This window comes from Streptomyces sp. NPDC030814 (genome assembly GCF_055572155.1).
This window is the reverse complement of record NZ_JBVIDX010000008.1, coordinates 82,222-105,934: the sequence shown is the minus strand read 5'-3', so window position 1 is coordinate 105,934 and position 23,713 is coordinate 82,222. Positions and strand designations below refer to the sequence as shown.

Genomic DNA, 23,713 nt, shown 5'->3' with positions numbered 1-23,713 from the left:
CACCCCTGTCTCGTGGGGGGGGGGGGGGTTGCCCTCCAGAGGATGGGGGACCGCGGGGACCGCTGAAAGGGGGGGGGGGGGGGGCGAGAAACCCCCCCCCCCCGCCCCACTGCACCGAAGGCGGCGCTCCGGCGGGCGGCTCAGCCGCCCTGCTCCGCCACGATCGCGTCGAGCGTCGCCGCCACCGCGTTGAGGTCGTCCGGTGCCGACCGGCCGGCGGCCAGGCGTTCCCTCAGCTCCCCGCCGGAGATGACCGTCAGGGCCCCCTGTGCGCGCGCCGACGCCAACTCGTCGGCGGACAGCACCTCGGCGTGTCCCTCCGCCAGCACCAGAGTGGCGTCGTCCTCACCTTCGAGCAGTGCCCGGACATGGTTCGCGGTGATCATCGGCCTGCGTCCCCTTCTCCAGGAGTCTTCAGCGGTCTTCAGCAGCCCTCAGCAGTCCTTCGCAGTCGTCGCCGTCCCCCTGACGGCCGGCTGGACCCTCACCCCGCCGCCCGCCAGGCCGCGAGGGACCGCATCGGCACGCGGACGCGCTCCATCACGAAGCCGCTGCGCACCCGTGCCGGGATGCGGGACAGCGGGATCCTCAGGTCCTGGGCCGGCACGTCGTACTCCAGCCGGGCCAGCCGTGGCGCCAGCGCCGCCAGCAGTGCGAGGGTGATGTCCTCGCCGGGGCAACGGTGGCCGCCGGCACGTTCGCCGCCGCCCTGCGGGACGAGTTCGTCGCGGCCCGGCGGCCGCTCCAGGAAGCGCCGGGGGTCGAGTATGAGGGGACGGTCCCAGAGGTCGGGGTCGTGGTTCTGCCCGTACAGGTCGAGCAGGATCAGCGTCCCCGACGGGATCGGTTCCCCCTGCCACTCCAGATCGGTGACGGCCCGCCCGCCGATGAAGGGGGCGAACGGATAGAAGCGCCGCAGTTCGTGGGCGAACGCCACGTGGTACGCGGGGTCGTCCTCGGAGAGCCGCCGCCGGATCTCGGGCCTGAAGTGCAGCGCGTGTCCCGCGTAGGCGATGAACCAGCACACGGCGGCCGTGGGCCGGATGATGTTGAGCAGCTCCACGGCGGCGGTGTGCGGGTCGAGCGGTCCGCCGTCGGCGTCCTGGTGCCGCACCACCGCGTCCAGCGGCGACCCGGCAGGCGCCGTGGCCGCACCCTGCCGTACGTCCTCCACCAGACGGGCGAGCCATGCCTCGCTGCGGCTCCGCGCGCGGCGGGCCCGCCAGTGACGGGGCCCGGCGGTGGCGAAGCCGTCGACCATGGCGACCAGGTCGCGGGCCGTCTCCCCGGCGTCGTCGAGGGGGATCCCGGCCCACCGGCAGACACCCCGGGTGAGCACCCGGCTCGCCTCGTCGAACAGGACCACCGACGGCTCCCCGGACCACACGTCCACGGCCTCGTCCCAGGCGGAGGTGACCTGGTCCACCAGGCCGGCGACCGCCTCTGGCGGGGTGAGCAGCGACAGGAACATCTCCTTGCGGACGCGGTGGGCGGGCCCGTCCAGGGTGTGCACGGCTCCCCGGCCGAACAGCGTGCTCAGCACCGGGCCGGGGAGCGCCGTCGCGCGTTCCACATGCCGTTCGTCGTAGAAGAACCGCACCGCCTCCGGGCCCCGCAGGGCGACGGCGGGCTGACCCATCACACGTACGCGCACCAGGGGCCCGGGGGTGCGGTTCCTGAGGTCGGGCAGCCAGTTGTATCCCTTGGCGAGTGACACGAGCGAGCTGTCCACGAGCGGAGGGCGACTTGGATTCATGCGGCGCGAGTGCCCGCACCGCGCCGTCAGTAACGCCCGCCGATGACGCTGCCACCGGGAGCGGCTGTGTCGCCGTCCGCCGACGCCCGGGGGAGCGGCCCCGGTGGCCAATGCTCCGTCCTATGTGTCCTTCGGGCGCGAGGACCGCAGCCAGGCCCTGATCCAGCCGGTCTGCATCGCCGCGTCGAGTGGATATGTGGGGCGGATACGGCCCCGTGGTACGTACACCAGGCCGATGGCCGGCAGAGTGAGGGCGGTGCCCAGACCGACGCGGCGGGCGTGCGCCCGGCCTTGTTCGGTGCCGACCGCCGCCAGCTGGGTGACGCCGGCGGAGACCAGCAGACCGCCCGTCGTCATCTGGAGCCAAGTGTCCTTCTTGGGCCCGAAGACCCACTCGAAGCTGCGCAGATGCAGCAGCGGCCACAGCCCGCCGACGACGTTGAAGGCGCCCTGTGCGACCGCGAGGGCGTCCGGCGTCGTACGGCCCTTCACTTCACCCATGGGACCGTCCCTTCGCGCGGGCCGTCCGGGTACCCGCACGCCCGGCCGGATAACGACAGTGGACCGACGGCCCGCGTCGGCGGTGCCGTACAGCACCGAAGGCCGGTCGCCCCGCCCTGACCGGCGCCACCGTCGTGACGACGCGGGTGACGCCGGGGCTCCGGGGCACCGAACCGAACCCGAACCGCACCGGGGGATCGACGGGACTCAGGGTCCCGAGGTCGTCCCCGCCGTAGGTCGCCGCCAGGGTTCGGACCGGCCGCAGATCCCGCGCGCCGTACCATTCGCGGCGCCCCGAGCCGGCACTGCCCCGTGTACGCACACCCCGCAGCAGCAGACGGGCGGGGAGGTCGGTCAGGGCGCTCCACGCCGGGCGCCGGGCGAACGCGCCGGGCACGATGCGCAGCAGCAGACCCGGCGGGCCGCGCCGTCCGAGGGCGAACCGCAGGTCCAGGGGCCCGGCCCGGACGGTCCAGGCCCCCGGGTCGCGGCGTACGCCGACCGGCACGACCCGCACCTCGTCGAAACGGTACGTACCGGCGATGAAGTCAGCCGTCTCCCGCGTCGGCGCCAGCAGCAGCCGGTGCCCGTCCGCCCGCTCGATCATCACATCGCCGAACGGCCCGAACGGCGATGCCTCCCAGTGCCCCACCACGACCCGGGTCCCCGAGGAGGTGCCCAGGCCCGCGATCCATCCCTCGAAGACCAGCCGCCCGGAGCCGCGCGGTCGCCGCACCGTCATCCGTTCCGCTCGTGTGCGCCGCCGCCCGCAGGCCCCGGCGCGCACGGGCGGGGCCGGGGCATCCCGAGCCGCACGTGCCTGACCCCGGGTGAGAAGTGCGCCAGCGGCTCCGCGCCCGGCGCGGGAAGTCCCGCGGCCCTCGTGAGCGTCTCCTCGACCGCGTCCACGGTGGCCTCGCACAACGGCCAGGGCTCATGTTCCACGGGTGTCTCCCAGATCCGGCCGAACCGGCTGGTGTACGCCCGCCAGCGCGAGGTCAGCCACACGTCCCGCTCCGTCGGCCTGATCGGTTCACCGGGGCGGACCACCAGACGGTACGACGCGCCGCCGCGCCACCGGGAACCGGTGTACGAGACGGCCGTCAGGTCCCGCGAGGTCCGCAGTCGGCCGAGGCGGTACGGGGCGCCGACGGCACAGGCCGCCAGCATCAGAGGGCAGGCCACCTCGATGGAGAGGAACCACAGCCCGTCCCGCCCGTCCGGTGTCCGGACGTACGTCCGCAGATTGGTCTCCGCGAAGGTCGGGAGCCCCGGTGCCGAGGCGGGCAGGCCGGGCGCGCGCACATCGGCCATGACGAACGGCGTGAGAGTCACCCAGGCCGTGTCCTCGTACGTGTCCACGACCAGCCCCTCCGGCAGGAGGCGCTGCACCTGGTCGGGCCGGAACGGCCAGTGCACGAACGCCTGCGTCGACCATCCGGTCCGCAGAACGGGCAGGCGGACCCGTTCCTCTGCTCCATAGGCCACCACAGCGTGCGAGTCCCCGGCCGCGGCCTCCGGAAACGCGGGAGGCCGCGACGGCAACAAGCCGTGCCTCACTGGACGATCAGAACCACCGCCATGCCGATCAGCCCGATCGCGATCACCACCGCGAGCAGGATGATCAGGGCGAGCGGCAGGGCACCCCATCCCTTGCGCCGCACTGCGGGCGGGTCGGGACGGGCCACTCCGGAGGTGCCGCCCTCGCCGGGCGGTGTCTCACCCGGGGGCACTCCGCCCCCCGGTTCGAGGCCTGTGGTGCGGTTCGGCTCGGGGTCAGGGCTCGTCATGGCACACCCTCCTCCGCGCGCGGGTGCCGGGGCGTCCTCGCCCCGTCCTCACCCCGTGAGGGCAGGGCCGGACGAGGTCCGGGTTTCCCCGGTCCACCCGGCGAAACAGCCCGGACGGGGAGTGTCACACCGCCGCTCCTCGGTACTCCGCACGGAGACAGGAACCCAGTCACCGTCAGCGGGAGGCGACCATGAGCGAAGAGAACCTGGCGGACGACGCCTACCAGCCCACCGGCGGCAACGAGGAGCAGGAGGACGCCGCCCCGCTGGATCTCCAGGACGCGGTCGACGAGCGCACCTACGACGACATGCTGGACGAGGGCTACTCACCCCCCGAGAGGCCGCTGGGCGTCACCAGGACCGGCACCACCGCCGCCGAACAGCACGAGGGTGAGTCCCTCGACGAACGGCTGCGCCAGGAGGTCCCCGATGTGACGGTCCCGTCCGGTGACGGGGTCGGTGACCTTCCGGGCGGCGAGGGCGAACCCGTCGACCCGGAGGCCGGCACGGACCGGGCGGGCCGCCTCGTGGCACCGGACGAGGGCGCGCACCCCGACACCACCAAGGAACTCGTCGCCGAGGACGAGGGCATCGACGGCGGAGCGGCGGGCGCCGAGGAGGCCGCCGTGCACATCGTGCCCGACGACCGCCTCCCCGGCCCGGACGACTGAGGCAGGCGCGGGCCCGGACGCCGTCGAGCAGTCCCGGCGTCCCGCAGGGCACCGCGCGGCTTTGTCGGGGATCGATTCGGTGAGCGCCGGGTGCCCGCGTGCTACGCCACCGCGCCGAGGGTGTCCGCGAGGCGGCGGCGGGCGGCGCGGAGTGCGGGCAGGACCGCGAGCGCCAGGGCGCCCAGCACCGCCGCCGCGGCGAAGGCCGACAGCACGAAGAGGGAGGGGCCCCGTGCGATCCCGGCCCCGATGCCGCTGGACCTGCCCTGCGCGTCGATCAGCCAGTGGGCGAGCGGAAGTCCCAGCGCCAGGGCGACCGCCGTCGCGGCGAGGGCGGTGCACCCGGTGGCCGTGACGGTGATGCCGGTGATCTGCCGCGGGGACAGCCCGATCGCCTTGAGCGCCAGCAGATCCCGTTCGCTCTCGCGAACCGTCCCGCCGATGGCCGTCAGCAGTTCGACGAGGCCGATGAGCGCGAGGACGCCCAGCAGGCCGACGACGACACCGCGCAGCGGCGACAGACCGTCGGCGGGGTTCGTCACCGTGTGCACGTCCAGCCGGCCCGGTCCGGCCGCGGCGCTCAGTTCGGCGGCGACCCGCTGCGGATCGGCGTCGGCGCGCAGCCGCACCTGGTACAGCGTCGGCCGGAGGCCGGGGTCGTTCTCCCGCAGGGTGTCGAGCGAGGCGGTGATGACCCGGCCCGCGTTCTCCGGTTCGATGCTGCGGCCCACGATGTGCAGGATCTGGGGCCGGCCGGCCACGGTCAGTCGCACCCAGTCGCCGACCGCCACGTCCAGCAGGTCGAGCAGACCCTGCCCGGCCACCGCCTCGTCGGAACCGCGGGCGGGACGGCCCTCGGCCAGCGTGTACGGGTACGGCTCCGCGTCCGTGCCGAGACCCCGCAACGCGATCGTGGCCGTCTGGCCCGACACCAGGGCCGCCACTTCGACACCCGGATGGGCCGCGACGACCTCGGGGTTGCGCGCCAGGAGAGCCCGAGCCGCCGCGTCGCCGAGGCCGTCGTCGGCGCGCACGGTGAGCGCGGCCGCCAGACCCATCCGCTCCGGCTCGCTGTGGAAGCGGTCGATGGTCGTCCACGCGCTCATCGCCACCACGATGAGCGTCAGCGGCAGCGCGAGGCGGGCGACCGTGGCCAGAGACCGGGGGCGGCGGGTGAACGCCCGGTGCCAGCCGAGGACCAGCGCGGGCGGCAGCCCGACACCGAGCGCCCGGCGCGCCACCCCCGACAGCCGTCCGCCGCCCGGTACGCCGGTGCGCGGCACCGGAGCCGGGGGCACGCGTCCCGCCCGCCACGCCGCGAGCCCGGTGGTCGCCCCGATGAACAGCACCACGCCCACCGGCACCGCGACCAGGGCCGCGGTGTGCCCCGGCATGCCCTGCCACAGGTCGACCGCGTCCCCGAGGCGCCCGGGCAGCAGCGGGCCCAGCGCCTGGGTGAGCGCCGCCGCGGCCACGGCGCCCAGCAGCGCGTACGCCAGATGCTGGAGCAGGAAGATCCGCACGACCTGCCCGGGGGTGAAGCCGATCGCCTTCAGGATGGAGATGTCCCGCAGGTGGCCCCGGATGCGGGTGCCGATCGCCCCGTGCACGGCCAGCCCCGCGGCGACCAGCGCGCCCAGCCCGAACAGTCCCAGCACCAGACCGAGCAGCCGGTTGTCGCCCTCCGCCTCGGCCCGCGCCTGCTGCCAGGCGGAGACCTCGCTGACGGCACCGGCGCCGAGCAGGGTGACCGCCCGCTGGACGGCGTAGTCGGTGTCGTCGGGGTCCGTCAGGCGCAGCCCGATCACCTGGCCGTGGTCGGAGGCGGTGCGGGGGAGGGCGGCCGGCGGGACCCAGACCAGCCCCGGCCGCTCACCCTTGCGATAGCGCGGCTCGGCGCTGTCGGCGACGCCCAGCACCGTCAGCTTCCCGGTGGCACCGGGCAGGGAGAGCAGGTCCCCGGGGCCGGCCAGCAGTGCCCGGGCCAGGCTGCTCTCCAGCACCACCCCGTCGGGCCTGCCGGCATCCAGCCAGCGACCGGAGGTGAGCAGCGGGCGGCCCACCTCGGGCCGCTCGGACGTGCCGCGCAGTTCGACGGAGGCGCGGGTGCCACGGGAGGTGACCGTGGTGGCAGCGGTCGCGTACGGGCCGGCCGCGGACTCGACGCCCGCCAGCCGGGCGAGCTCGGACACCTCGGCGGAGGGGGCGGTGTGGATCCACACATGGGCGCCACGGGACTGCGTGAAGAGACGCTGCCAGGGGTTCGTCGCGTACCCGAAGAGCGCCGTCGCCAGCAGCAGGGACGTCACGATGCCGACGGTGGCGAGTACCAGGAACAGCGCCTCGCCCCGGTGGGTGCGCAGGTCGGAGTGCGCCCAGCGCAACATGGCCCGCATCCGTCAGTCCCTCAGCTTCAGCACGGCGGGCACTCCCGCGCCGGGCGACGGGGCGCCGCCCAGCTCGACGTCGTCGGCGATGCGGCCGTCGAAGAAGCTGATCACCCGGTCCGCCGCGCTCGCCAGCCGGGCGTCATGGGTGACGAGGAGGATCGTCTGGCCTCGCTGGTGAAAACGCGACAGCAGCCGCATCACCTCACGGGTGCCCTTGCTGTCCAGGCTGCCCGCGGGTTCGTCGGCCAGCAGCAGCCCAGGGCGGTTGACCAGGGCCCGGGCCAGCGCGACCCGCTGCTGCTCGCCGCCCGACAGCTCGCCCGGCATGCTGCGCTCCTTGCCGGCGAGACCCAGCTCGGCCAGCAGCTCCGCACGCTCGGCGCGGGCCCGCCTGGCGGAGACACCGGCCAGCAGCGCGGGCAGTTCCACGTTGTCCGCGACCGACAGGTTGGAGACCAGGTTGAAGAACTGGAAGACGATGCCGATCCGGCGTCGGCGCTCCACGGCCCAGCGGGCCTCGCTGTAGGCGTCCGTGCGCTCACCGTCCAGCCAGATGCTGCCGCTGTCCGGGCGCTGCAGTCCACCGAGCAGATGCAGCAGCGTCGACTTGCCCGCGCCGGAGGGGCCCGTGACGGCCACGAACTCGCCCTGCCGCACGCACAGGTCCACCCCGCGCACCGCATGGGCGGGCGCGCCCTCGCCGTGGTGGGTCTTGACGAGCCCCTCGGCCCGCAGTACAGCAGTGGGCGCGTCGCTCATTCCGGCTTCTCCAGTTCCTCCTGGCAGCGCTCCAGCCAGTCGAGATCGGCCTGGAGATGCAGCATGGCGCCCTCGATCAGCAACTGGGCGATGCGGTTGTCCCGGTGGTCGGCCGTGGCGAGTTTCGACAGATTGCGCATGGTGTTCAGGTAATGGCGCCGTTGTCGGTTGATCAGGACGATCTGGTCGGCGAGACCCGTCTGCGGGGCGAGCGCGAGCTTCATGAAGAACTCGTCCCGCACCCGCGGCTCGTCCGACGTCTCCTCGTACCAGGCGTGCAGCGCCTCCTGCCCGGCAGCGGTGAGGCGGTAGATCTTCTTGTTGGGCCGGCTCGACTGCTCGACCTCCTCGCCCTCGATCAGACCCGACTTCTCGAGGCGGCCGAGGGTGACATAGATCTGGCCGATGTTCGGCTGAGGGTACGCGGCACCCAGGAGTTGCTCAAGGTCCTGCTTGAGCTCGTAGCCGTGGGCCGGGCCGCGCGCCAGCAAGGCCAGGAGGGGCAGGCGCACTCGAGCTGTCCTCCTCGCAGCCTCGTATTGTGTTCCAGGCCCTAGTATCGCCCATACCTAACGGGTATACATAGCCTCTGACTCCGGGCGAAGGTGCCCGGTGCCGGGTGCACAAGGAGGAACCTATGCGGTGGATACGCGCCGCCGGTAGGGGCCTCCTCGTTCTCGCGGTCGTCCTGGCCGGTTACGGCGCCTCCGGCGCGCAGGCCCAGGGCGGACTCCGGGGCCGCGGCCCGCTGACCCTGGCCACCGCGGGCGACCTCACCGGCTACCTCGGCCCCCTCCTGGAGGGCTGGAACCGCGCCCACCCCGGCGAGCGGGTCACCCTCGTCGAACTGCCGGACTCCGCGGACGAGACCCGCGCTCAGATGATCACCGATCTGCGCGGGGGTGACCGAGGCCGTTTCGACGTGCTCAACATCGACGTCACCTGGACCTCGGAGTTCGCCGCCGCCGGCTGGATCCGCCCGCTGCCGCGCAGCCGTTTCCCGCTGGGCAGCTTCCTGCGGCCGGTCGTGGACACGGCGACGTACGACGGGCAGCTGTACGCCGTCCCGTACGTCACCAACGCCGGTCTGCTCCTCTACCGCAAGGACGTCCTCGCCGAGGAGGGCGTCCCGCCGCCCCGCACCTGGGCGGAGCTGGAGCACTACGCCAGGACCATCGCGCCCGAGCACGGCCTCGGCGGCTACGCGGGCCAGTTCCTGCCCTACGAGGGCCTCACCGTCAACGCGGCCGAGGCGGTGTACTCGGCGGGCGGCACGATCCTCGGTGACGAGGGCGAACGCGTCACCGTGGGCTCGGCGGCCCGTGAGGGCATCGGGTTCCTCGCCCGCGGCGTACGCGACGGGTGGATCCCCCGGGAGGCGCTGGAGTACAAGGAGGAGGAGTCCAAGCAGGCCTTCCAGGACGGCCGGCTGCTCTTCCTGCGCAACTGGCCCTATGCCTACGTCGGCGCCTCCGCCCCCGGCTCCGCGGTCGCCGGGAAGATCGGTGCCGCACCGCTGCCCGGCCCCGACGGCCCCGGCACCAGTGTGCTCGGCGGCTCCAACCTCGCCGTCAACGCGCACGCCGAACACCCCGACACCGCCGCTCGCCTGATCACGTACCTCACCAGCGAGCGCGTCCAGCGGCAGGTCCTCACCCGGGGCGCGCTGCCACCCGTGCGCGCGGACCTCTACCGGGACCCGGAACTGATCAGGGAGTTCCCCTATCTGCCGACGCTGCGCCGAAGCGTCCTCGCGGCCGCGCCGCGCCCCAAGAGCCCGCGCTACGACCAGGTCAGCATGGTCGTGCAGGCGGTCGTCCACGACGCGATGACGGGCCACTCGACGCCCGAGGCGGCGGTGCGGCGGCTCACCCGGGAGCTGGCCGCCATCTCCCGCCGCGGCTGACTCCTTCCCCGCCGCGCATCCCCACCTGCTTACATGTTAGGTAACGCCCCCGTATCGACCTGCCTCCTCTTGGGTCGAAATATCCGCATATAGCGGCCTGGATTCAAGATACCTGGCGTTCACTCGTTGACACCCCTGCGAAACGCCTACATAACATGCATGCATAACCGTCAGCTCGCACAGACAGGTCAACGGGGTGAGCTCCAAGCGCATCGAGTCGCGTCACTGGTGGCGTGACGCAGTGATCTACCAGGTGTACGTCCGCAGCTTCCTGGACAGCACCGGCGACGGCGTCGGCGATCTCGCCGGGGTCCGGGCCGGACTGCCGTACCTGAAGAAGCTGGGCGTCGACGGCATCTGGCTGAGCCCCTTCTATCCCTCCCCGCAGCACGACCACGGCTACGACGTCGCCGACTACTGCGACGTCGACCCGCTCTTCGGCGATCTCGCCGAGTTCGACCTGCTGGTGGCGGCCGCCCGGCGGCTGGGCATCAAGGTGCTCCTCGACATCGTCCCCAACCACTGCTCCAGCGAGCACCCGTGGTTCCGCGAGGCCCTGGCCTCCGCGCCGGGCAGCGAGGCCCGCGCCCGCTTCCACTTCGCCGACGGGCGGGGACCGGACGGGACCGAGCCGCCCAACAACTGGCACGCCATGTTCGGCGGCCCGGCCTGGTCCCGCGTCACCGAGGCGGACGGCCGACCCGGCCAGTGGTACCTGCACATGTTCACGCCCGAGCAGCCCGACTGGAACTGGCGCGACGCCGAGGTCGGCGCGTACTTCGACCGCGTCCTGCGCTTCTGGCTGGACCGGGGCGTCGACGGCTTCCGCATCGACGTCGCCGCCGGTCTCTTCAAGCACCCCGAGCTGCCCGACTCGCCGGACCCGGAGGCCGACGCCCGCACCCGTGACTCGGTCAACCCGCTCGCCTGGAACCAGCCCGAGGTCCACGACGTGTGGCGGCACTGGCGGGCGGTGTGCGAGGAGTACACCGAGCGGGACGGCCGCGAGCGGCTCCTGGTCGGCGAGGTCTCGGTCCCCACGGCACGCGAACACGCGCTGTACGTCCGCCCCGACGAACTGCACCAGGCGTTCTTCTTCGACCTGCTGAGCGCCTCCTGGGACACCGACGCCTTCCGCAAGGTCATCACCGAGGCCATGCAGGACATCGCGGGCACGGGATCGACCGTCACCTGGGTCCTCAACAACCATGACCAGGTCCGCACGGTCACCCGCTACGGCGAGCCCGCCGTCGAGGGCAGCGGCCTCGGCGCCGCCCGCGCCCGCGCCGCCGCCCTGCTGATGCTGGCGCTGCCCGGAGCCGCCTACATCTACCAGGGCGAGGAACTGGGCCTGCCCGAGGTCGTCGACCTGCCCGACGACGTGCTCACCGACCCGATATTCCGCCGCACCGGCAGCCGCGCCCGGATCCGCGACGGCTGCCGGGTGCCGCTGCCCTGGTCCGGGCAGGCCTCGCCGTTCGGCTTCACCTCCGGTGTCGAGGGCGCCAAGCCCTGGCTGCCGCAGCCCGAGTACTTCGCCGAGTACGCCACCGACCGCGCGCTCGCCGACACCCGCTCCTTCTGGCACCTCTACCGCGACGGTCTCCAGCTGCGTGCTGCCCTGCCCCAGCTGGGCGAGGGCAGCATGCGCTGGCTGGACACCCAGCCCGGCGTCCTCGGCTTCGTCCGCGGCGACGGCCTGGTCTGCGCCGTCAACTTCGGTACCGCCCCCGCGCCCGCGCCCGTCGCCGGCACCCCCCTGCTGTCCAGCGGCCCGTGTCCGGCCGGGGTGCTCCCCGGTTCCACGGCCGCCTGGTGGATCGGCGACGACGCCGGTTCCTGAGCCCCCACACCCCTCACACCGTCCATTCCCCCGCTCCGAAGGGACATCAACGATGATGCGACGACGTACCACCCTGCTCACCGGCTGCACCGCCCTCGCCCTCGCGCTCGGCGCGACCGCCTGCGGAGGCGGCGGCCCCGTCTCCGCGGGCGGCGGCGACAAGGCACTGAACGGTCAGACGGTCACCGTCGCCGGCGTCTGGTCCGGCAGCGAGCAGAAGAACTTCCAGAAGGTGCTGGACGCCTTCACCGAGAAGACCGGCGCCAAGACCCAGTTCGTCTCCACCGGTGACAACGTCTCCACCGTCGTCGGCAGCAAGATCGAGGGCGGCAACGCCCCCGACGTGGTGATGGTCCCGCAGGTCGGCGTGCTCCAGCAGTTCGCCGGCAACGGCTGGCTCAAGCCGCTGTCCGGCACGGCGCGCAAGTCCGTCGACGCCAACTACGCCACCGTCTGGAAGGACTACGGCAGTGTCGACGGCACCCTCTACGGCCTGTACTTCAAGGCCGCCCACAAGTCGACCGTCTGGTACAGCCCCGAGGCCCTCGACACCGCGGGCGTCAAGCCGCCGAAGTCCTACGACGAGATGCTGAAGGCCGGGCGGACCGTCTCCGACTCGGGCCTCGCCGCCTTCTCCGTCGCCGGCCAGGACGGCTGGACGCTCACCGACTGGTTCGAGAACGTCTACCTCTCCCAGGCCGGTCCCGAGAAGTACGACGCCCTCGCCGCCCACAAGCTGAAGTGGACGGACAGCAGCGTCGTCGAGACGCTCACCACGCTCGGCGAACTGTTCGGCGACAAGCAGCTGCTCGCGGGCGGTCAGAAGGGCGCCCTCAACACCGACTTCCCCGGCTCCGTGGAGAAGGTCTTCGGCCCCGAGCCCGAGGCCGGCATGGTCTACGAGGGCGACTTCGTCGCCGGGGTCGCCAAGGACCAGTTCGGCCGGAAGATCGGCGAGGACGCGAACTTCTTCCCGTTCCCGCCGGTCGGCGGTGGCAAGGCCCCCGTGGTCAGCGGCGGTGACGCGGCCGTCGTCCTCAAGGACGGCAAGAACACCAAGGCCGGCATGGCCCTGCTGGAGTACCTGGCCACGCCCGAGGCCGCCGCCGTGTGGGCGGAGGCGGGCGGCTTCCTCTCCCCGAACAAGAAGGTCGAGCCCGCCGCCTACGGCGACGACGTCACCCGCACCACCGCCGAATCCCTCATAGCCGCCGGGGACTCCGTCCGCTTCGACATGTCCGACCAGGCGCCGGCCGCCTTCGGCGGGACCAAGGGCGCCGGCGAGTGGAAGATCCTCCAGGACTTCCTGCGCGACCCGTCCGACCCGATGGGGACCGCTGCGCAGCTGGAGGCCGCCGCGGCCAAGGCCTACAAGGGCTGACCGCGATGACCGCCACTGCCACGAAGGTGGCCGTTCCCCCCGCCGCCGAAGCCGCCGTGCGTCAACGGCGCGCCCGGCGGCGGGGCCGGATCGTCGCCCTGATCTTCGTCTTCCCCGCCCTGCTCCTGCTCGGCGCGCTCGTCGTCTACCCCGTGCTGTTCTCCGTGGGCCGCAGCCTCTTCGACGCCACCGGCAGCCGGTTCGTCGGGGGTGAGAACTACACCGAGATGTTCCGCGACCCGGCCACTCTCAAGGCCGTGCGCAACACCGCGATCTGGGTGGTCGTGGCGCCGGCCCTGCTGACGGGGCTGGGGCTGATCCTCGCGGTGCTCGTCGAGAAGGTCCGCTGGGCCACCGCGTTCAAGCTGCTGCTCTTCATGCCGATGGCCGTCTCCTTCCTGGCCGCCGGCATCATCTTCCGGCTCGCGTACGACGAGGACCCCGACAAGGGCGTGCTGAACGCGGCGGTGGTCGGCGTCCACGACGCCTTCCAGGGCACCTCGTCGTACCCGACGGCCCGCGCGCGTGACGGCCAGGGACTCACCGGGGGCGCCGACGGCTCATACCGCACCAGCACCACCGTGTCGCCCGGCGACACGGTCTCCCTCGGTCTCGTCGGCGTCGCCCCCAAGGATCTCCCCGAAGGCGCCGAACCCGCCCGCGCGGCCGCCGCCCGCAAGGCGGCCCCGGGTGAACTGCGCGGTGTCGTCTACCTCGACTTCACCCGGGGCGGGGGCGGTGAGCCGGGCCGGGTCGACCCCGAGGAGAGCGGGCTGCCCCGGATGACCGTCGAGGCGCTGCGCGACGGGAAGACGGTCGCCAGCACGACCACCGCCGCCGACGGCTCCTTCCGCTTCGCGGGCCTCACGGCCGGCACGTACGCCGTCGCGCTCCCCGGCTCGAACTTCGCCCCGCCCTACGACGGCGTCTCCTGGCTCGGCCCGGCGCTCGTCACCCCGGCGATCATCGGAGCCTATCTGTGGATCTGGACCGGCTTCGCCATGGTGCTGATCGGCGCCGGCCTGTCCACACTGCCCCGGGACACGCTGGAGGCGGCGCGGATGGACGGCGCGGGCGAGTGGCAGGTGTTCCGGCGGATCACCGTGCCCCTGCTCGCGCCCGTGCTGACCGTGGTCTTCGTGACCCTCGTCATCAACGTGATGAAGGTGTTCGACCTCGTCTACATCATCGCGCCCGGCCCGGTGCAGGAGGACGCCACCGTGCTGGCCACCCAGATGTGGCTGGTGTCCTTCGGTGGCGGCAACAACCAGGGGCTGGGCAGCGCCCTCGGGGTCCTGCTCCTGCTGCTGGTGATCCCGGCCATGGTCTTCAACGTCCGTCGATTCCGAGGGAGTCAGCGATGAGTCTCGGCGCGCTCCGCCGCGGGCTGGGCAACAGCCTGGTCCAGGCATTCCTGGTGGTCATCGGGTTGATCTGGCTCACCCCGCTGGCCGGGCTGCTCCTGTCGTCCCTGCGGTCCGCCGAGGACACGGCCAAGGGCGGCTGGTGGACGACGTTCACCAGTCCCGGGCAGCTGTCCTTCGACAACTACGCGGCGCTGCTGGAGAACGCGGGAATCACCAAGGCGTTCTGGAACACGGTGCTGATCTCCGTGCCCACGACCGCCCTCGTGGTGGTGATCGCGGCGCTCGCCGGATACGCCTTCGCCTGGCTGGACTTCCCCGGCCGTGACGCGCTCTTCCTGTTGGTCGTCGCCCTGCTGGTCGTGCCGGTGCAGATCGGTCTGCTGCCGGTGGCCAAACTCTTCGGACAGCTCGGCCTGTTCGGCACGATCCCGGGTGTCGTCCTCTTCCATGTCGCGTACGGACTGCCGTTCGCCGTCTTCCTGCTGCGGAACTACTTCGCCGAGATCCCCAAGGAGATGCTTGAGGCGGCCCGGATGGACGGAGGCACCGAGTGGCGCATCTTCACCCGGCTCGTCCTGCCGGTGGGACGACCGGCGATCGCGAGCCTCGCCATCTTCCAGTTCCTGTGGGTGTGGAACGACATGCTGGTGGCGCTGCTGTTCGCCGACAGCTCGTCCCAGCCCCTGACGGTGGAGCTCCAGTCGCAGATCCGTCAGTTCGGCAGCAACATCGATGTGCTGGCGCCGGGCGCGTTCCTGTCGCTGGTCGTGCCGGTGGTCGTGTTCTTCGCCTTCCAGCGGCACTTCGTGCAGGGGGTCATGGCCGGTTCCGTCAAATAGCGTCCGGCGCGGCGGTCAGCAGGCAGGAGCGGGCGGGGGCGTTTCCGGACGGCGACGCGGAGGGGCATCGAGGAGGTGTGCGGCGACGGGCGGGCCGACTCCGGAGGGACGCCCTCCCACGGCCTGTCGGCCGGCTCCCACACGACACGAAACGGGCCCCGCACACGACACGAAACCGGCCCCGCCGCGCTCCTAGAGCCCGGCGGGGCCCGGCTCTGGGAGAGGCCGGCAGAAAGGTCGCGACGGCTGCGCCGAACCACGCCGAGTGCCCCTCATCCGTGCATGTATTCCCCTCGGTTCAGGGTCTTTTCCGGGCGTCCGGGATCTCCGCATCAGGCTTTGGTCGTGGCGCGGCAACTGAGTTAACCTTCACCGGATTTTCTCATCCGGCTCTTTCGTGAACTGCGGAAACGCCAGAGATGAGCGGGCCTCTCCAGGGGCCCGGCGCGGGTTCCGAGTCCTCGGGGTGAGGGCTCTAGGGGAGCGGAACGAGGGTGCGCATGAGCGGCAAGACGATCGAGGCCACCGACCGGGCACCGGGCGAGCAGGAGCTCCGGCAGCTACTGGCCGGACTGACCGCCGTACGGGACGGCGACTTCGGCACCCGGCTGCCGTCCGACGGCGAAGGGCTGCTCGGCGACATCGCCACGGTCTTCAACGGCATGGTGGACCAGCTGTCCGTGTTCACCTCGGAAGTCACACGTGTGGCGCGCGAGGTGGGAACCGAGGGCACGCTCGGCGGTCAGGCCGAGGTACCGGGGGTCTCTGGCACCTGGGCGGACCTGACCGACTCGGTCAACGCCATGGCGGGCAATCTGACCACCCAGGTGCGCGACATCGCACAGGTGGCGACGGCGGTCGCCAAGGGCGACCTGTCCCAGAAGATCGACGTCCCCGCGCGCGGCGAGATCCTCCAGCTGAAGGAGACCGTCAACACGATGGTCGACCAGCTGTCGTCGTTCGCCGACGAGGTCACGCGCGTCGCCCGCGAGGTCGGCAGTGAGGGCCGCCTCGGCGGTCAGGCACAGGTGCCCGGCGTCGCCGGCGTCTGGCGCGACCTGACCGACTCGGTCAACTTCATGGCGGGCAACCTGACCTCGCAGGTCCGCAATGTCGCCCAGGTGACCACGGCGGTCGCCCAGGGCGATCTCTCGCAGAAGATCACCGTGGACGCGCGGGGCGAGATCCTGGAGCTGAAGAACACCATCAACACGATGGTCGACCAGCTCTCCGGCTTCGCCGACGAGGTCACCCGCGTCGCCCGGGAGGTCGGCACCGAGGGACGCCTCGGCGGTCAGGCCGACGTCAAGGGCGTGAAGGGCACCTGGCGCGACCTCACGGACTCCGTGAACTTCATGGCGGGCAATCTCACCGCGCAGGTCCGCAACGTCGCCCAGGTCGCCACGGCGGTGGCCCAGGGAGATCTGTCGCAGAAGATCACCGTGGACGCGCGCGGGGAGATCCTGGAGCTGAAGAACACCATCAACACGATGGTCGACCAGCTCTCCGCGTTCGCCGACGAGGTCACCCGCGTCGCCCGCGAGGTCGGCACCGAGGGCAACCTCGGCGGACAGGCGATCGTCCGGGGCGTCTCGGGGACCTGGAAGGACCTCACGGACAACGTCAACGTGATGGCGTCCAACCTGACCGGCCAGGTCCGCTCCATCGCCCAGGTCGCCACCGCCGTCGCCCGCGGCGACCTGTCCCAGAAGATCACGGTCGAGGCCAAGGGCGAGGTGGCGGCGCTCGCGGACGTCATCAACACGATGGTCGACACCCTCTCCGCCTTCGCCGACGAGGTCACCCGCGTCGCCCGCGAGGTCGGCACCGAGGGACGCCTCGGGGGCCAGGCGCACGTGCCGAACGTCGCCGGCACCTGGAAGGACCTGACCGACAACGTCAACTCGATGGCCAACAACCTCACCGGCCAGGTCCGCAACATCGCCCTGGTGACCACCGCGGTCGCCAACGGCGACCTGTCGAAGAAGATCGACGTCGACGCGCGGGGCGAGATCCTGGAGCTGAAGACCACCATCAACACGATGGTCGACCAGCTGTCGTCGTTCGCCGCCGAGGTCACCCGTGTCGCCCGCGAGGTCGGCAGCGAGGGCCGGCTCGGCGGACAGGCCGAGGTCGAGGGCGTCGAGGGCACCTGGAAGCGGCTGACGGAGAACGTCAACGAACTCGCCGGGAACCTCACCCGCCAGGTCCGCGCGATCGCCGAGGTCACCAGCGCCGTCGCCGAGGGCGACCTGACCCGCTCGATCACCGTCGAGGCGTCCGGCGAGGTCGCCGACCTCAAGGACAACATCAACTCCATGGTGGAGTCCCTGCGCGAGACCACGCGGGCCAACCAGGAGCAGGACTGGCTCAAGACCAACCTCGCCCGTATCTCCGGCCTCATGCAGGGTCACCGCGAACTGCCCGTCGTCGCCGAACTGATCATGGACGAACTCTCGCCCCTGGTCTCGGCGCAGTACGGCGCCTTCTACCTCGCCGAGGACACCGCGCGCGGCCCCGAGCTGCGGCTGGTCGGCTCCTACGGCTACCCCGACGACAACGACCGGCCCGACCGCATCCCCGTCGGGCGCTCCCTGGTCGGGCAGGCCGCGCGCAACCACCGGCCCATCAGCGTCGAGGAACTGCCGCCGGGCTACGTCACCATCTCCTCCGGCCTCGGACAGGCCGTGCCCAGCGCCCTGGTGGTGCTGCCCATCGTGGTCGAGGACCAGGTCCTCGGTGTCATCGAGCTGGGTTCCGTCACCCGCTTCACCCAGATCCACCAGGACTTCCTCGCCCAGCTGATGCCGACCATCGGCGTCAACCTCAACACCATCGTGGCCAACGCCCGCACCGACGAGCTGCTGGAGGAGTCCCAGCGGCTGACCGCCGAACTCCAGGCCCGCTCGGCCGAGTTGCAGGTGCAGCAGGACGAACTCCAGCGCTCCAACGCCGAACTGGAGGAGAAGGCGTCCCTGCTCGCCTCGCAGAACCGCGACATCGAGGCCAAGAACCTGGAGATCGAGCAGGCCCGGCAGGAACTGGAGACCCGCGCCCAGGAGCTGGCGCTGGCGTCCAAGTACAAGTCGGAGTTCCTGGCCAACATGAGCCACGAACTGCGCACCCCGCTCAACAGCCTGCTGATCCTCGCCCAGCTGCTCGCACAGAACCCCTCGCGCAACCTCACCCCCAAGCAGGTGGAGTACGCGGGCATCATCCACTCGGCGGGCTCGGACCTGCTCCAGCTGATCAACGACATCCTCGACCTGTCGAAGGTCGAGGCCGGCAAGATGGACGTCACCCCCGAGCGGGTCCCGCTGCGCAAGCTGCTGGAGTACGTCGAGGCGACCTTCCGGCCGATGACCTCGCAGAAGAGCCTCAACTTCACGGTGGCCACCGCGCCCGGCACACCGGCCGACCTGCTCACCGACGACTCCCGGCTGCGGCAGATCCTGCGCAACCTGCTCTCCAACGCGGTGAAGTTCACCGAACAGGGCGGGGTCGAACTGCGCATCGAACCCGCTGCCGACCGGGAGGTGCCCCTCGGCGTCCTGCGCGGCGGCCCCGTCGTGGCCTTCCGGGTGAAGGACACCGGGATCGGCATCCCCCAGCAGCAACTGGAGGCCATCTTCGGAGCCTTCCAGCAGGCGGACGGCACCACCAGCCGCAAGTACGGGGGAACCGGCCTCGGGCTGTCGATCACCCGCGAGATCGCCCATCTGCTGGGCGGCGCCGTCACCGTCGACAGCACCCCCGGCCAGGGCAGCACCTTCACGCTCTACCTCCCCGTGGCACGCGCCGACTTCGAGGACGTGCTCGCGGGCGGCGCCCGGCCCGTGGAGCAGTCGGCCACCGCCGAACTCCCGCCGACCACCCGGCCGGACGCCGCGCCCGCCCTGACGTCCGAACGGCGCAGGCGGCGCCTGCTCGTCGTCGAGGAGCGCCCGCGCGGGCTGCTGACCCTCGTCGCCGAACGCGCCGTCGCGGACATCGCGCCCGACCCCGACGACCCGCTCGGCGCGATCGACATCATCACGGCGGTGGGGGCGCAGGAAGCGGCGAGCACCCTGGCCGCCGACCCCTGCCACTGCGTCGTCCTGGAACTCGGCATGCCCGACGGCGAGGGCGCGCGGCTGCTGGAGGCCATGGAGGGCGACTCGGCGCTGGCCAGCGTGCCCGTCCTCGTGCACACCGGGCATCGCGTGGACCTGGCGCAGGAGCAGACGCTGCGCTCCCGCGCGGACGGCCGCCCGCTGGACTTCCTGTCCAGCCTGGACGAACTGCGGGAACGGATCACCCTGCACCTGTCCGCCGAGGAACCGGGCGACGTCCTGTCCCTGGTACGGGGCGAGGACCTCCAGCGCCCGGCCGAGGTCGTCGACGACGCCTTCCTCGGCCGCACGGTGCTCGTGGTCGACGACGACGCGCGCAACCTCTTCGCCCTCAGCGGGGTCCTCGAACTGCACGGCTTCCAGGTCCTGCACGCCGACAACGGACGCAAGGGCATCGAGATGCTGCTCGCCCACCCGGACATCTCGCTCGTCCTGATGGACGTGATGATGCCGGAGATGGACGGGTACACCGCCACCGCCGAGATCCGCGCGATGGACCGGTACGCCGATCTGCCCATCATCGCCGTCACCGCGAAGGCCATGCCCGGCGACCAGGAGAAGAGCCTCGCGTCGGGCGCCAACGACTACGTCACCAAGCCCGTCGACACCAACGACCTCATCGCCCGCGTCCGACGCTGGCTGTCCACGTGACGGGGCGCCGCCCCGCCGCGCACACCAGCCCACCGCGTGGCGTCCCTGGACGCCCGAGCCGAGGAACAGGCCAACCGTGAGCAACCTCCATCAGCCGACCGAACCGCCGGACGCCGGCGCCCCGACGGGCGAACTGTCCGCCGACGACCCGACGGCGGGCATCGACCTGCTCGCCACCGGCGGCACCGCCGTGGTGGCCGTCGCCCCCTCCTCCGGCGGCGACCCGATGGCCGTCACCGATATCGCAGAGGAGGACGGGAAGGGGCAGCCGTCCCCGGTGGGACGGCTCGCCGCGACCGTGGAGCGACTGCGGCGCGAGGTACAGGCCGCCCAGGCGGAAGCCGACGGCCGCGCCCTGGTCGAACTGGCCAAGGGCATCCTCGTCGAGCGCCTCCACTGCGGGCCGGCCCAGGCGGCTCGGCAGCTCGCCGAACTGACCGAGCAGGCGGGCGTGACACCACTGGAGTTCGCCGTCGAGGTCATCAACCAGGCCTCGCGTGACCGGCTCTCCGAGGTGACCTCCGCGTTCCTCGCGACCACGGCGAACCGCGGCGACACCACCGGCCCGCCGGGGAGCGACTCCTTCGCCGTCCGGTTGCGGACCGCCGAGAGCGGAGCGCTGGCGGCCCACGACGCGCAGGCCGTGGCCGACTCCCTGCTGGAACACGCCCTGACGCCGCTCGGCGCGGAGGCCGTCGCCATCTGGGCGCTGGACGCGGACGGCTCCCTCACCCTGGCCGGCAGCGCAGGGTTCTCGGCGGCGGAGGCGGGCCGCTGGCGGTATGTGCCGCCGGGTGTGGCGACCGTGGCTCGCCGCGGACTCGGCGAGCGGACGGGCCAGTGGATCGGCTGCCTGTCGGAGACCGGTCTGCCCTCCATCGGCCAGCACCACCACCCGGACGGCGGTCGCGTCGCCGTCCCCGCCGGCACCGGGGGCCGCATCCACGGAGTGCTGGAGATCGTCTGGCCCGCGCCGCTGGAGCCCCAGCCCCCGCAGATCGTCCGCCAGGTCGAGGCCCTGGCCGAGCTGTGCGCACACACCCTGGAGACGTACGTCCCGCGCCGGCCCGACGGCGACACCCGGCCCGGGCTCCTGCCGGACGTCGCCGAACTGATGGATCTGGCCGACGGCCTCCACGACCCCGCGCTGGTGCTCGTCCCGCACCTGGACGCCGAAGGGGAACTGGTCGACTTCCGCATCCACCACGTCAACCGGCGCTTCCTCGACCCGGCGGGCCGGCCGCGGGGTGTCGTCAACGGGGCCCTGCTGCTGGAGGCCTACCCGATGGCCGCCGGCGACAGCGAACTGTTCGAGCAGGTCGAACGTGTCTACGCCACGGGCGAGCCGTTCCGCGCCCACCGCATGCGGCTCACCGCCCTGGTGGACGACGTGCCGCTGGCGGCGGTCGCCGACATCAACATCAGCCGCCACGGGGGCAGTGTCCTGCTCATCTGGCGGATAGAGGACGAGACGGCCCGCCTGGCGAGCCTGCTCCAGCACGCGCAGCGCCTCGGCCGCATCGGCGGCTTCGAGGAGAACCTCCTCACCGGCGAGATCACCTGGAACGGCCAGCTCTACAGTCTGTACGGCAAGCCGGCTTCCGCAGGCCCGGTCCCGCTGGAGGACCTGCCCGCCCATGCCCACCCCGACGACGCGGTCGCCATCGGCAGGTTCCTGCGCACCCTGCTGCACCACCGCCGGCCCGCGTCCACGGCGTTCCGGCTCCAGCGGCCCGACGGTGTGACCCGGCACATCCGCGTGGTGGCCGAGCCGGTCCTCGACTCCGACGGCAGGCTGTTCGTCGTCCGGGGCGCCTACCAGGACATCTCCGCCCACCACTGGACGGAGGTGGCCCTCGCCGCGACCCGCGACCAGCTCGCCCACACCGAGCAGCAGGCGAGCGAACGCAACCGGCTGACCCTCCAGCTCCAGCACGCGATCATGCCCCCCGCGCAGGCCCCGCTGGAGGCCCCCGGGCTGCGGGTGGCCGTCCGTTACCGGCCCGCGGAGACCCAGAACCTGGTCGGCGGCGACTGGTACGACGCGGTCGTCCTGCCGTCCCGGCTGGTGCTGCTGTGTGTGGGGGACGTCGCCGGCCACGGCATCGAGGCGGCCACCAGCATGGTCGTCCTGCGCAACGCGCTGCGCGGTCTCGCCGTGACGGGCGCCGGACCGGCCCAGTTGCTGTCCTGGCTCAACATGGTGGCCCACCACCTGAACGGCGCCGTCACCGCCACGGCGGTCTGCGGCCTCTACGACCCCGAGGTCCGCACCCTGCGCTGGGCGAGGGCCGGCCACCTGCCGCCCGTCCTGGTGCGCGACGGCGAGGCGGCACCGCTGCCCCTGGTCAAGGGCCTGCTGCTCGGTGCCCTGCCCGAGGCGGCATACGAGGAGCACGAGGTCCAGCTGGCCGTCGACGACACGTTGTTGATGTACACCGACGGCCTGATCGAACGCCGTGACCGTTCCGTGGAGGAATCGCTGGCCCAGCTGCTGACCGCCGCGAGCACGGTGCCCCCCACGCTCGACCAGCAACTGGACCGCCTGCTCACGTACAGCAAGTCGGACACGGACGACGACACCTGCATCGTGGGGGTGCGGGTGGACTAGGACTTGTCCTCCGGGTTCACCCCTGAGCCGCAGGGCCGCGCGTCCGCGCCTTCCGCGCCTTCCGCGCCTTCCGCGCTTTCAGGCGTAATAGCGGATCGTCCCGCGCAGTGCGGGCTCGGCCCCCTCGCAGTGCTGCTCGAACGTGGCGGCGAAGGCCGTGACCGTGCCCTCGGCGTCCCGGGCGAGCTTGGTGAGGGTCAGGGTTCCTTGGCTGCGGTTGCAGCCGCCGGAACCCGACACGTCGAGGCCGGCGACCCCGGGACCGCTACCGCGTTCGGTCCGGTAGGCGCGTCCGGTCTCGAAGCGTTCCCCGGTGGGCGGGACGAGCAGCGCCGACCAGGTTTCCCGCTTGCCGGACACGTCGTAGGACAGGCCGCCGATGCCCCATTCCCGGAGGGAGAAGATGCTGGTGGCGGCGGTGTGCGTGCCGGAGCGGCCCTGGCCGGGGTAGTCGCCCGGATCGCTGGCGTAGGTGAACGACAGCGGGTACGCGTGGTACTTGACGACGCCCTTGAGCGCGGGGGCGTCCGGGGCCTCGCAGTGCTGGGTGTAGGTGGCGTCCAGCAGGGTGATGTTCCCGGAGGCGTCGGCCTCGATCTGGTGAATGGCGAACCGGCCGTACACCACGTTGCAGCCGCGGTGCTGTCCGCTCACGTCGAGGCCGGGGGCACGGCCGGTCGCGGAGTGCGCCCGCTCGGCGTCACGGTAGACGCCGGGGTGCAGCTTCTCGCCGTGCGGGGCGGCGAGCACCACGTCCCACCAGGCGCTGTCGTTCTCGACCCGGAACCGTACGACCTCCGGGGCGCCGTCGACTGTGATGCTCGCCGTGGACGAGGTGTAGGCCGCGCCGGTTCCCTGCCCGACCCAGTCGCCGGCCTCGCTGGTGTGGCGATAGGCGGTCACGGCCCTCGGGGTGCCGTCGGCCGCCGCGGCGGACTGTGCCGCCCCCGTGGTGAGTCCGAGCGCGACGGCCACGCTCGTCAGGGCCCCGAGTAAGGGGTCCTTTCACTATGCTCGCCCGGGTCGCGTGGTCCGGCACCGCACCTCGCCGCGTTGCCCAAAGGTCCTAGTAGCTCCGCTACGAGGACCTTCCGGCGCCTTGCGATGCACGGCACCGGACCACGCGGCCTGATCGG

Annotated in this window: 18 protein-coding genes; 8 read left to right on the top strand and 10 right to left on the bottom strand. The window is 72.2% G+C overall.

Going from position 1 to position 23,713, the window contains the following annotated elements:
• Positions 1 to 140 precede the first annotated feature (140 nt).
• The 6 genes from ACZ43N_RS18920 to ACZ43N_RS18895 form a co-directional block, all read right to left on the bottom strand.
• Positions 141 to 386, bottom strand: coding sequence for a hypothetical protein (locus ACZ43N_RS18920; protein ID WP_468098746.1), 246 nt, complete (start codon positions 384 to 386; stop codon positions 141 to 143).
• A 98-nt stretch (positions 387 to 484) separates the two neighbouring features.
• On the bottom strand, positions 485 to 1,756 hold the full coding sequence (locus ACZ43N_RS18915; protein ID WP_468098745.1) for a cytochrome P450: 1,272 nt from the start codon (positions 1,754 to 1,756) through the stop codon (positions 485 to 487).
• A 120-nt stretch (positions 1,757 to 1,876) separates the two neighbouring features.
• Complete coding sequence (locus tag ACZ43N_RS18910) at positions 1,877 to 2,257, bottom strand: hypothetical protein (protein WP_468098744.1); 381 nt, start codon at positions 2,255 to 2,257, stop codon at positions 1,877 to 1,879.
• Positions 2,250 to 2,999: a hypothetical protein gene (locus ACZ43N_RS18905; protein WP_468098742.1), complete on the bottom strand. Its 750-nt coding sequence runs from the start codon at positions 2,997 to 2,999 to the stop codon at positions 2,250 to 2,252. Before ACZ43N_RS18905 ends, ACZ43N_RS18910 begins: the two co-directional genes overlap by 8 nt.
• A complete protein-coding gene (locus ACZ43N_RS18900; protein ID WP_468098740.1) occupies positions 2,996 to 3,748 on the bottom strand; it encodes a YqjF family protein in 753 nt (250 codons plus the stop codon). The genes ACZ43N_RS18905 and ACZ43N_RS18900 overlap by 4 nt, the downstream gene beginning before the upstream one ends.
• Positions 3,749 to 3,813: 65 nt before the next feature.
• Complete coding sequence (locus ACZ43N_RS18895; protein WP_468098739.1) at positions 3,814 to 4,047, bottom strand: DUF6480 family protein; 234 nt, start codon at positions 4,045 to 4,047, stop codon at positions 3,814 to 3,816.
• A gap of 191 nt (positions 4,048 to 4,238) precedes the next feature.
• Here ACZ43N_RS18895 and ACZ43N_RS18890 point away from each other — a divergent pair, with 191 nt between their 5' ends.
• Entirely contained in the window at positions 4,239 to 4,718 is a 480-nt protein-coding gene (locus tag ACZ43N_RS18890; protein ID WP_468098738.1) for a DUF5709 domain-containing protein, read from the top strand.
• 101 nt (positions 4,719 to 4,819) lie between these two features.
• On the opposite strand, the gene ACZ43N_RS18885 is transcribed toward ACZ43N_RS18890, so the two are convergent.
• Genes ACZ43N_RS18885 through ACZ43N_RS18875 form a run of 3 tightly spaced genes read right to left on the bottom strand, consistent with a single transcriptional unit; the run spans position 4,820 to position 8,379 of the window.
• Positions 4,820 to 7,114: an FtsX-like permease family protein gene (locus ACZ43N_RS18885; protein ID WP_468098737.1), complete on the bottom strand. Its 2,295-nt coding sequence runs from the start codon at positions 7,112 to 7,114 to the stop codon at positions 4,820 to 4,822.
• Between the two features lie 3 nt (positions 7,115 to 7,117).
• The gene (locus ACZ43N_RS18880) at positions 7,118 to 7,867 is read right to left on the bottom strand and encodes an ABC transporter ATP-binding protein (RefSeq protein WP_468098736.1); all 750 of its coding nucleotides are present in this window, start codon (positions 7,865 to 7,867) and stop codon (positions 7,118 to 7,120) included.
• Positions 7,864 to 8,379, bottom strand: coding sequence for a PadR family transcriptional regulator (locus ACZ43N_RS18875; protein ID WP_468098735.1), 516 nt, complete (start codon positions 8,377 to 8,379; stop codon positions 7,864 to 7,866). The genes ACZ43N_RS18880 and ACZ43N_RS18875 overlap by 4 nt, the downstream gene beginning before the upstream one ends.
• A 125-nt stretch (positions 8,380 to 8,504) precedes the next feature.
• Between ACZ43N_RS18875 and ACZ43N_RS18870 the strand changes: the two genes are divergently transcribed.
• The 7 genes from ACZ43N_RS18870 to ACZ43N_RS18840 all read left to right on the top strand — a co-directional run bounded on the left by ACZ43N_RS18870 (position 8,505) and on the right by ACZ43N_RS18840 (position 22,577).
• Positions 8,505 to 9,773 (top strand): ABC transporter substrate-binding protein, encoded by a 1,269-nt coding sequence (locus ACZ43N_RS18870; protein ID WP_468098734.1) that lies wholly within the window; start codon positions 8,505 to 8,507, stop codon positions 9,771 to 9,773.
• Positions 9,774 to 9,969: 196 nt separating this feature from the next.
• Positions 9,970 to 11,616, top strand: coding sequence for a glycoside hydrolase family 13 protein (locus tag ACZ43N_RS18865; protein ID WP_468098733.1), 1,647 nt, complete (start codon positions 9,970 to 9,972; stop codon positions 11,614 to 11,616).
• 52 nt (positions 11,617 to 11,668) lie between these two features.
• Positions 11,669 to 12,997 (top strand): ABC transporter substrate-binding protein, encoded by a 1,329-nt coding sequence (locus ACZ43N_RS18860; RefSeq protein WP_468098732.1) that lies wholly within the window; start codon positions 11,669 to 11,671, stop codon positions 12,995 to 12,997.
• Positions 12,998 to 13,002: 5 nt separating this feature from the next.
• Positions 13,003 to 14,361, top strand: a complete 1,359-nt coding sequence (locus tag ACZ43N_RS18855) for an ABC transporter permease (RefSeq protein ID WP_468098731.1) — start codon at positions 13,003 to 13,005, stop codon at positions 14,359 to 14,361.
• A complete protein-coding gene (locus ACZ43N_RS18850; protein WP_468098730.1) occupies positions 14,358 to 15,203 on the top strand; it encodes a carbohydrate ABC transporter permease in 846 nt (281 codons plus the stop codon). The genes ACZ43N_RS18855 and ACZ43N_RS18850 overlap by 4 nt, the downstream gene beginning before the upstream one ends.
• A gap of 500 nt (positions 15,204 to 15,703) precedes the next feature.
• The gene (locus ACZ43N_RS18845) at positions 15,704 to 19,966 is read left to right on the top strand and encodes a HAMP domain-containing protein (protein WP_468098729.1); all 4,263 of its coding nucleotides are present in this window, start codon (positions 15,704 to 15,706) and stop codon (positions 19,964 to 19,966) included.
• 226 nt (positions 19,967 to 20,192) lie between these two features.
• Positions 20,193 to 22,577 (top strand): GAF domain-containing SpoIIE family protein phosphatase, encoded by a 2,385-nt coding sequence (locus ACZ43N_RS18840; RefSeq protein ID WP_468099049.1) that lies wholly within the window; start codon positions 20,193 to 20,195, stop codon positions 22,575 to 22,577.
• Positions 22,578 to 22,655: 78 nt separating this feature from the next.
• On the opposite strand, the gene ACZ43N_RS18835 is transcribed toward ACZ43N_RS18840, so the two are convergent.
• Entirely contained in the window at positions 22,656 to 23,552 is an 897-nt protein-coding gene (locus tag ACZ43N_RS18835) for a hypothetical protein (protein WP_468098728.1), read from the bottom strand.
• Between the last annotated feature and the right edge of the window lie 161 nt (positions 23,553 to 23,713).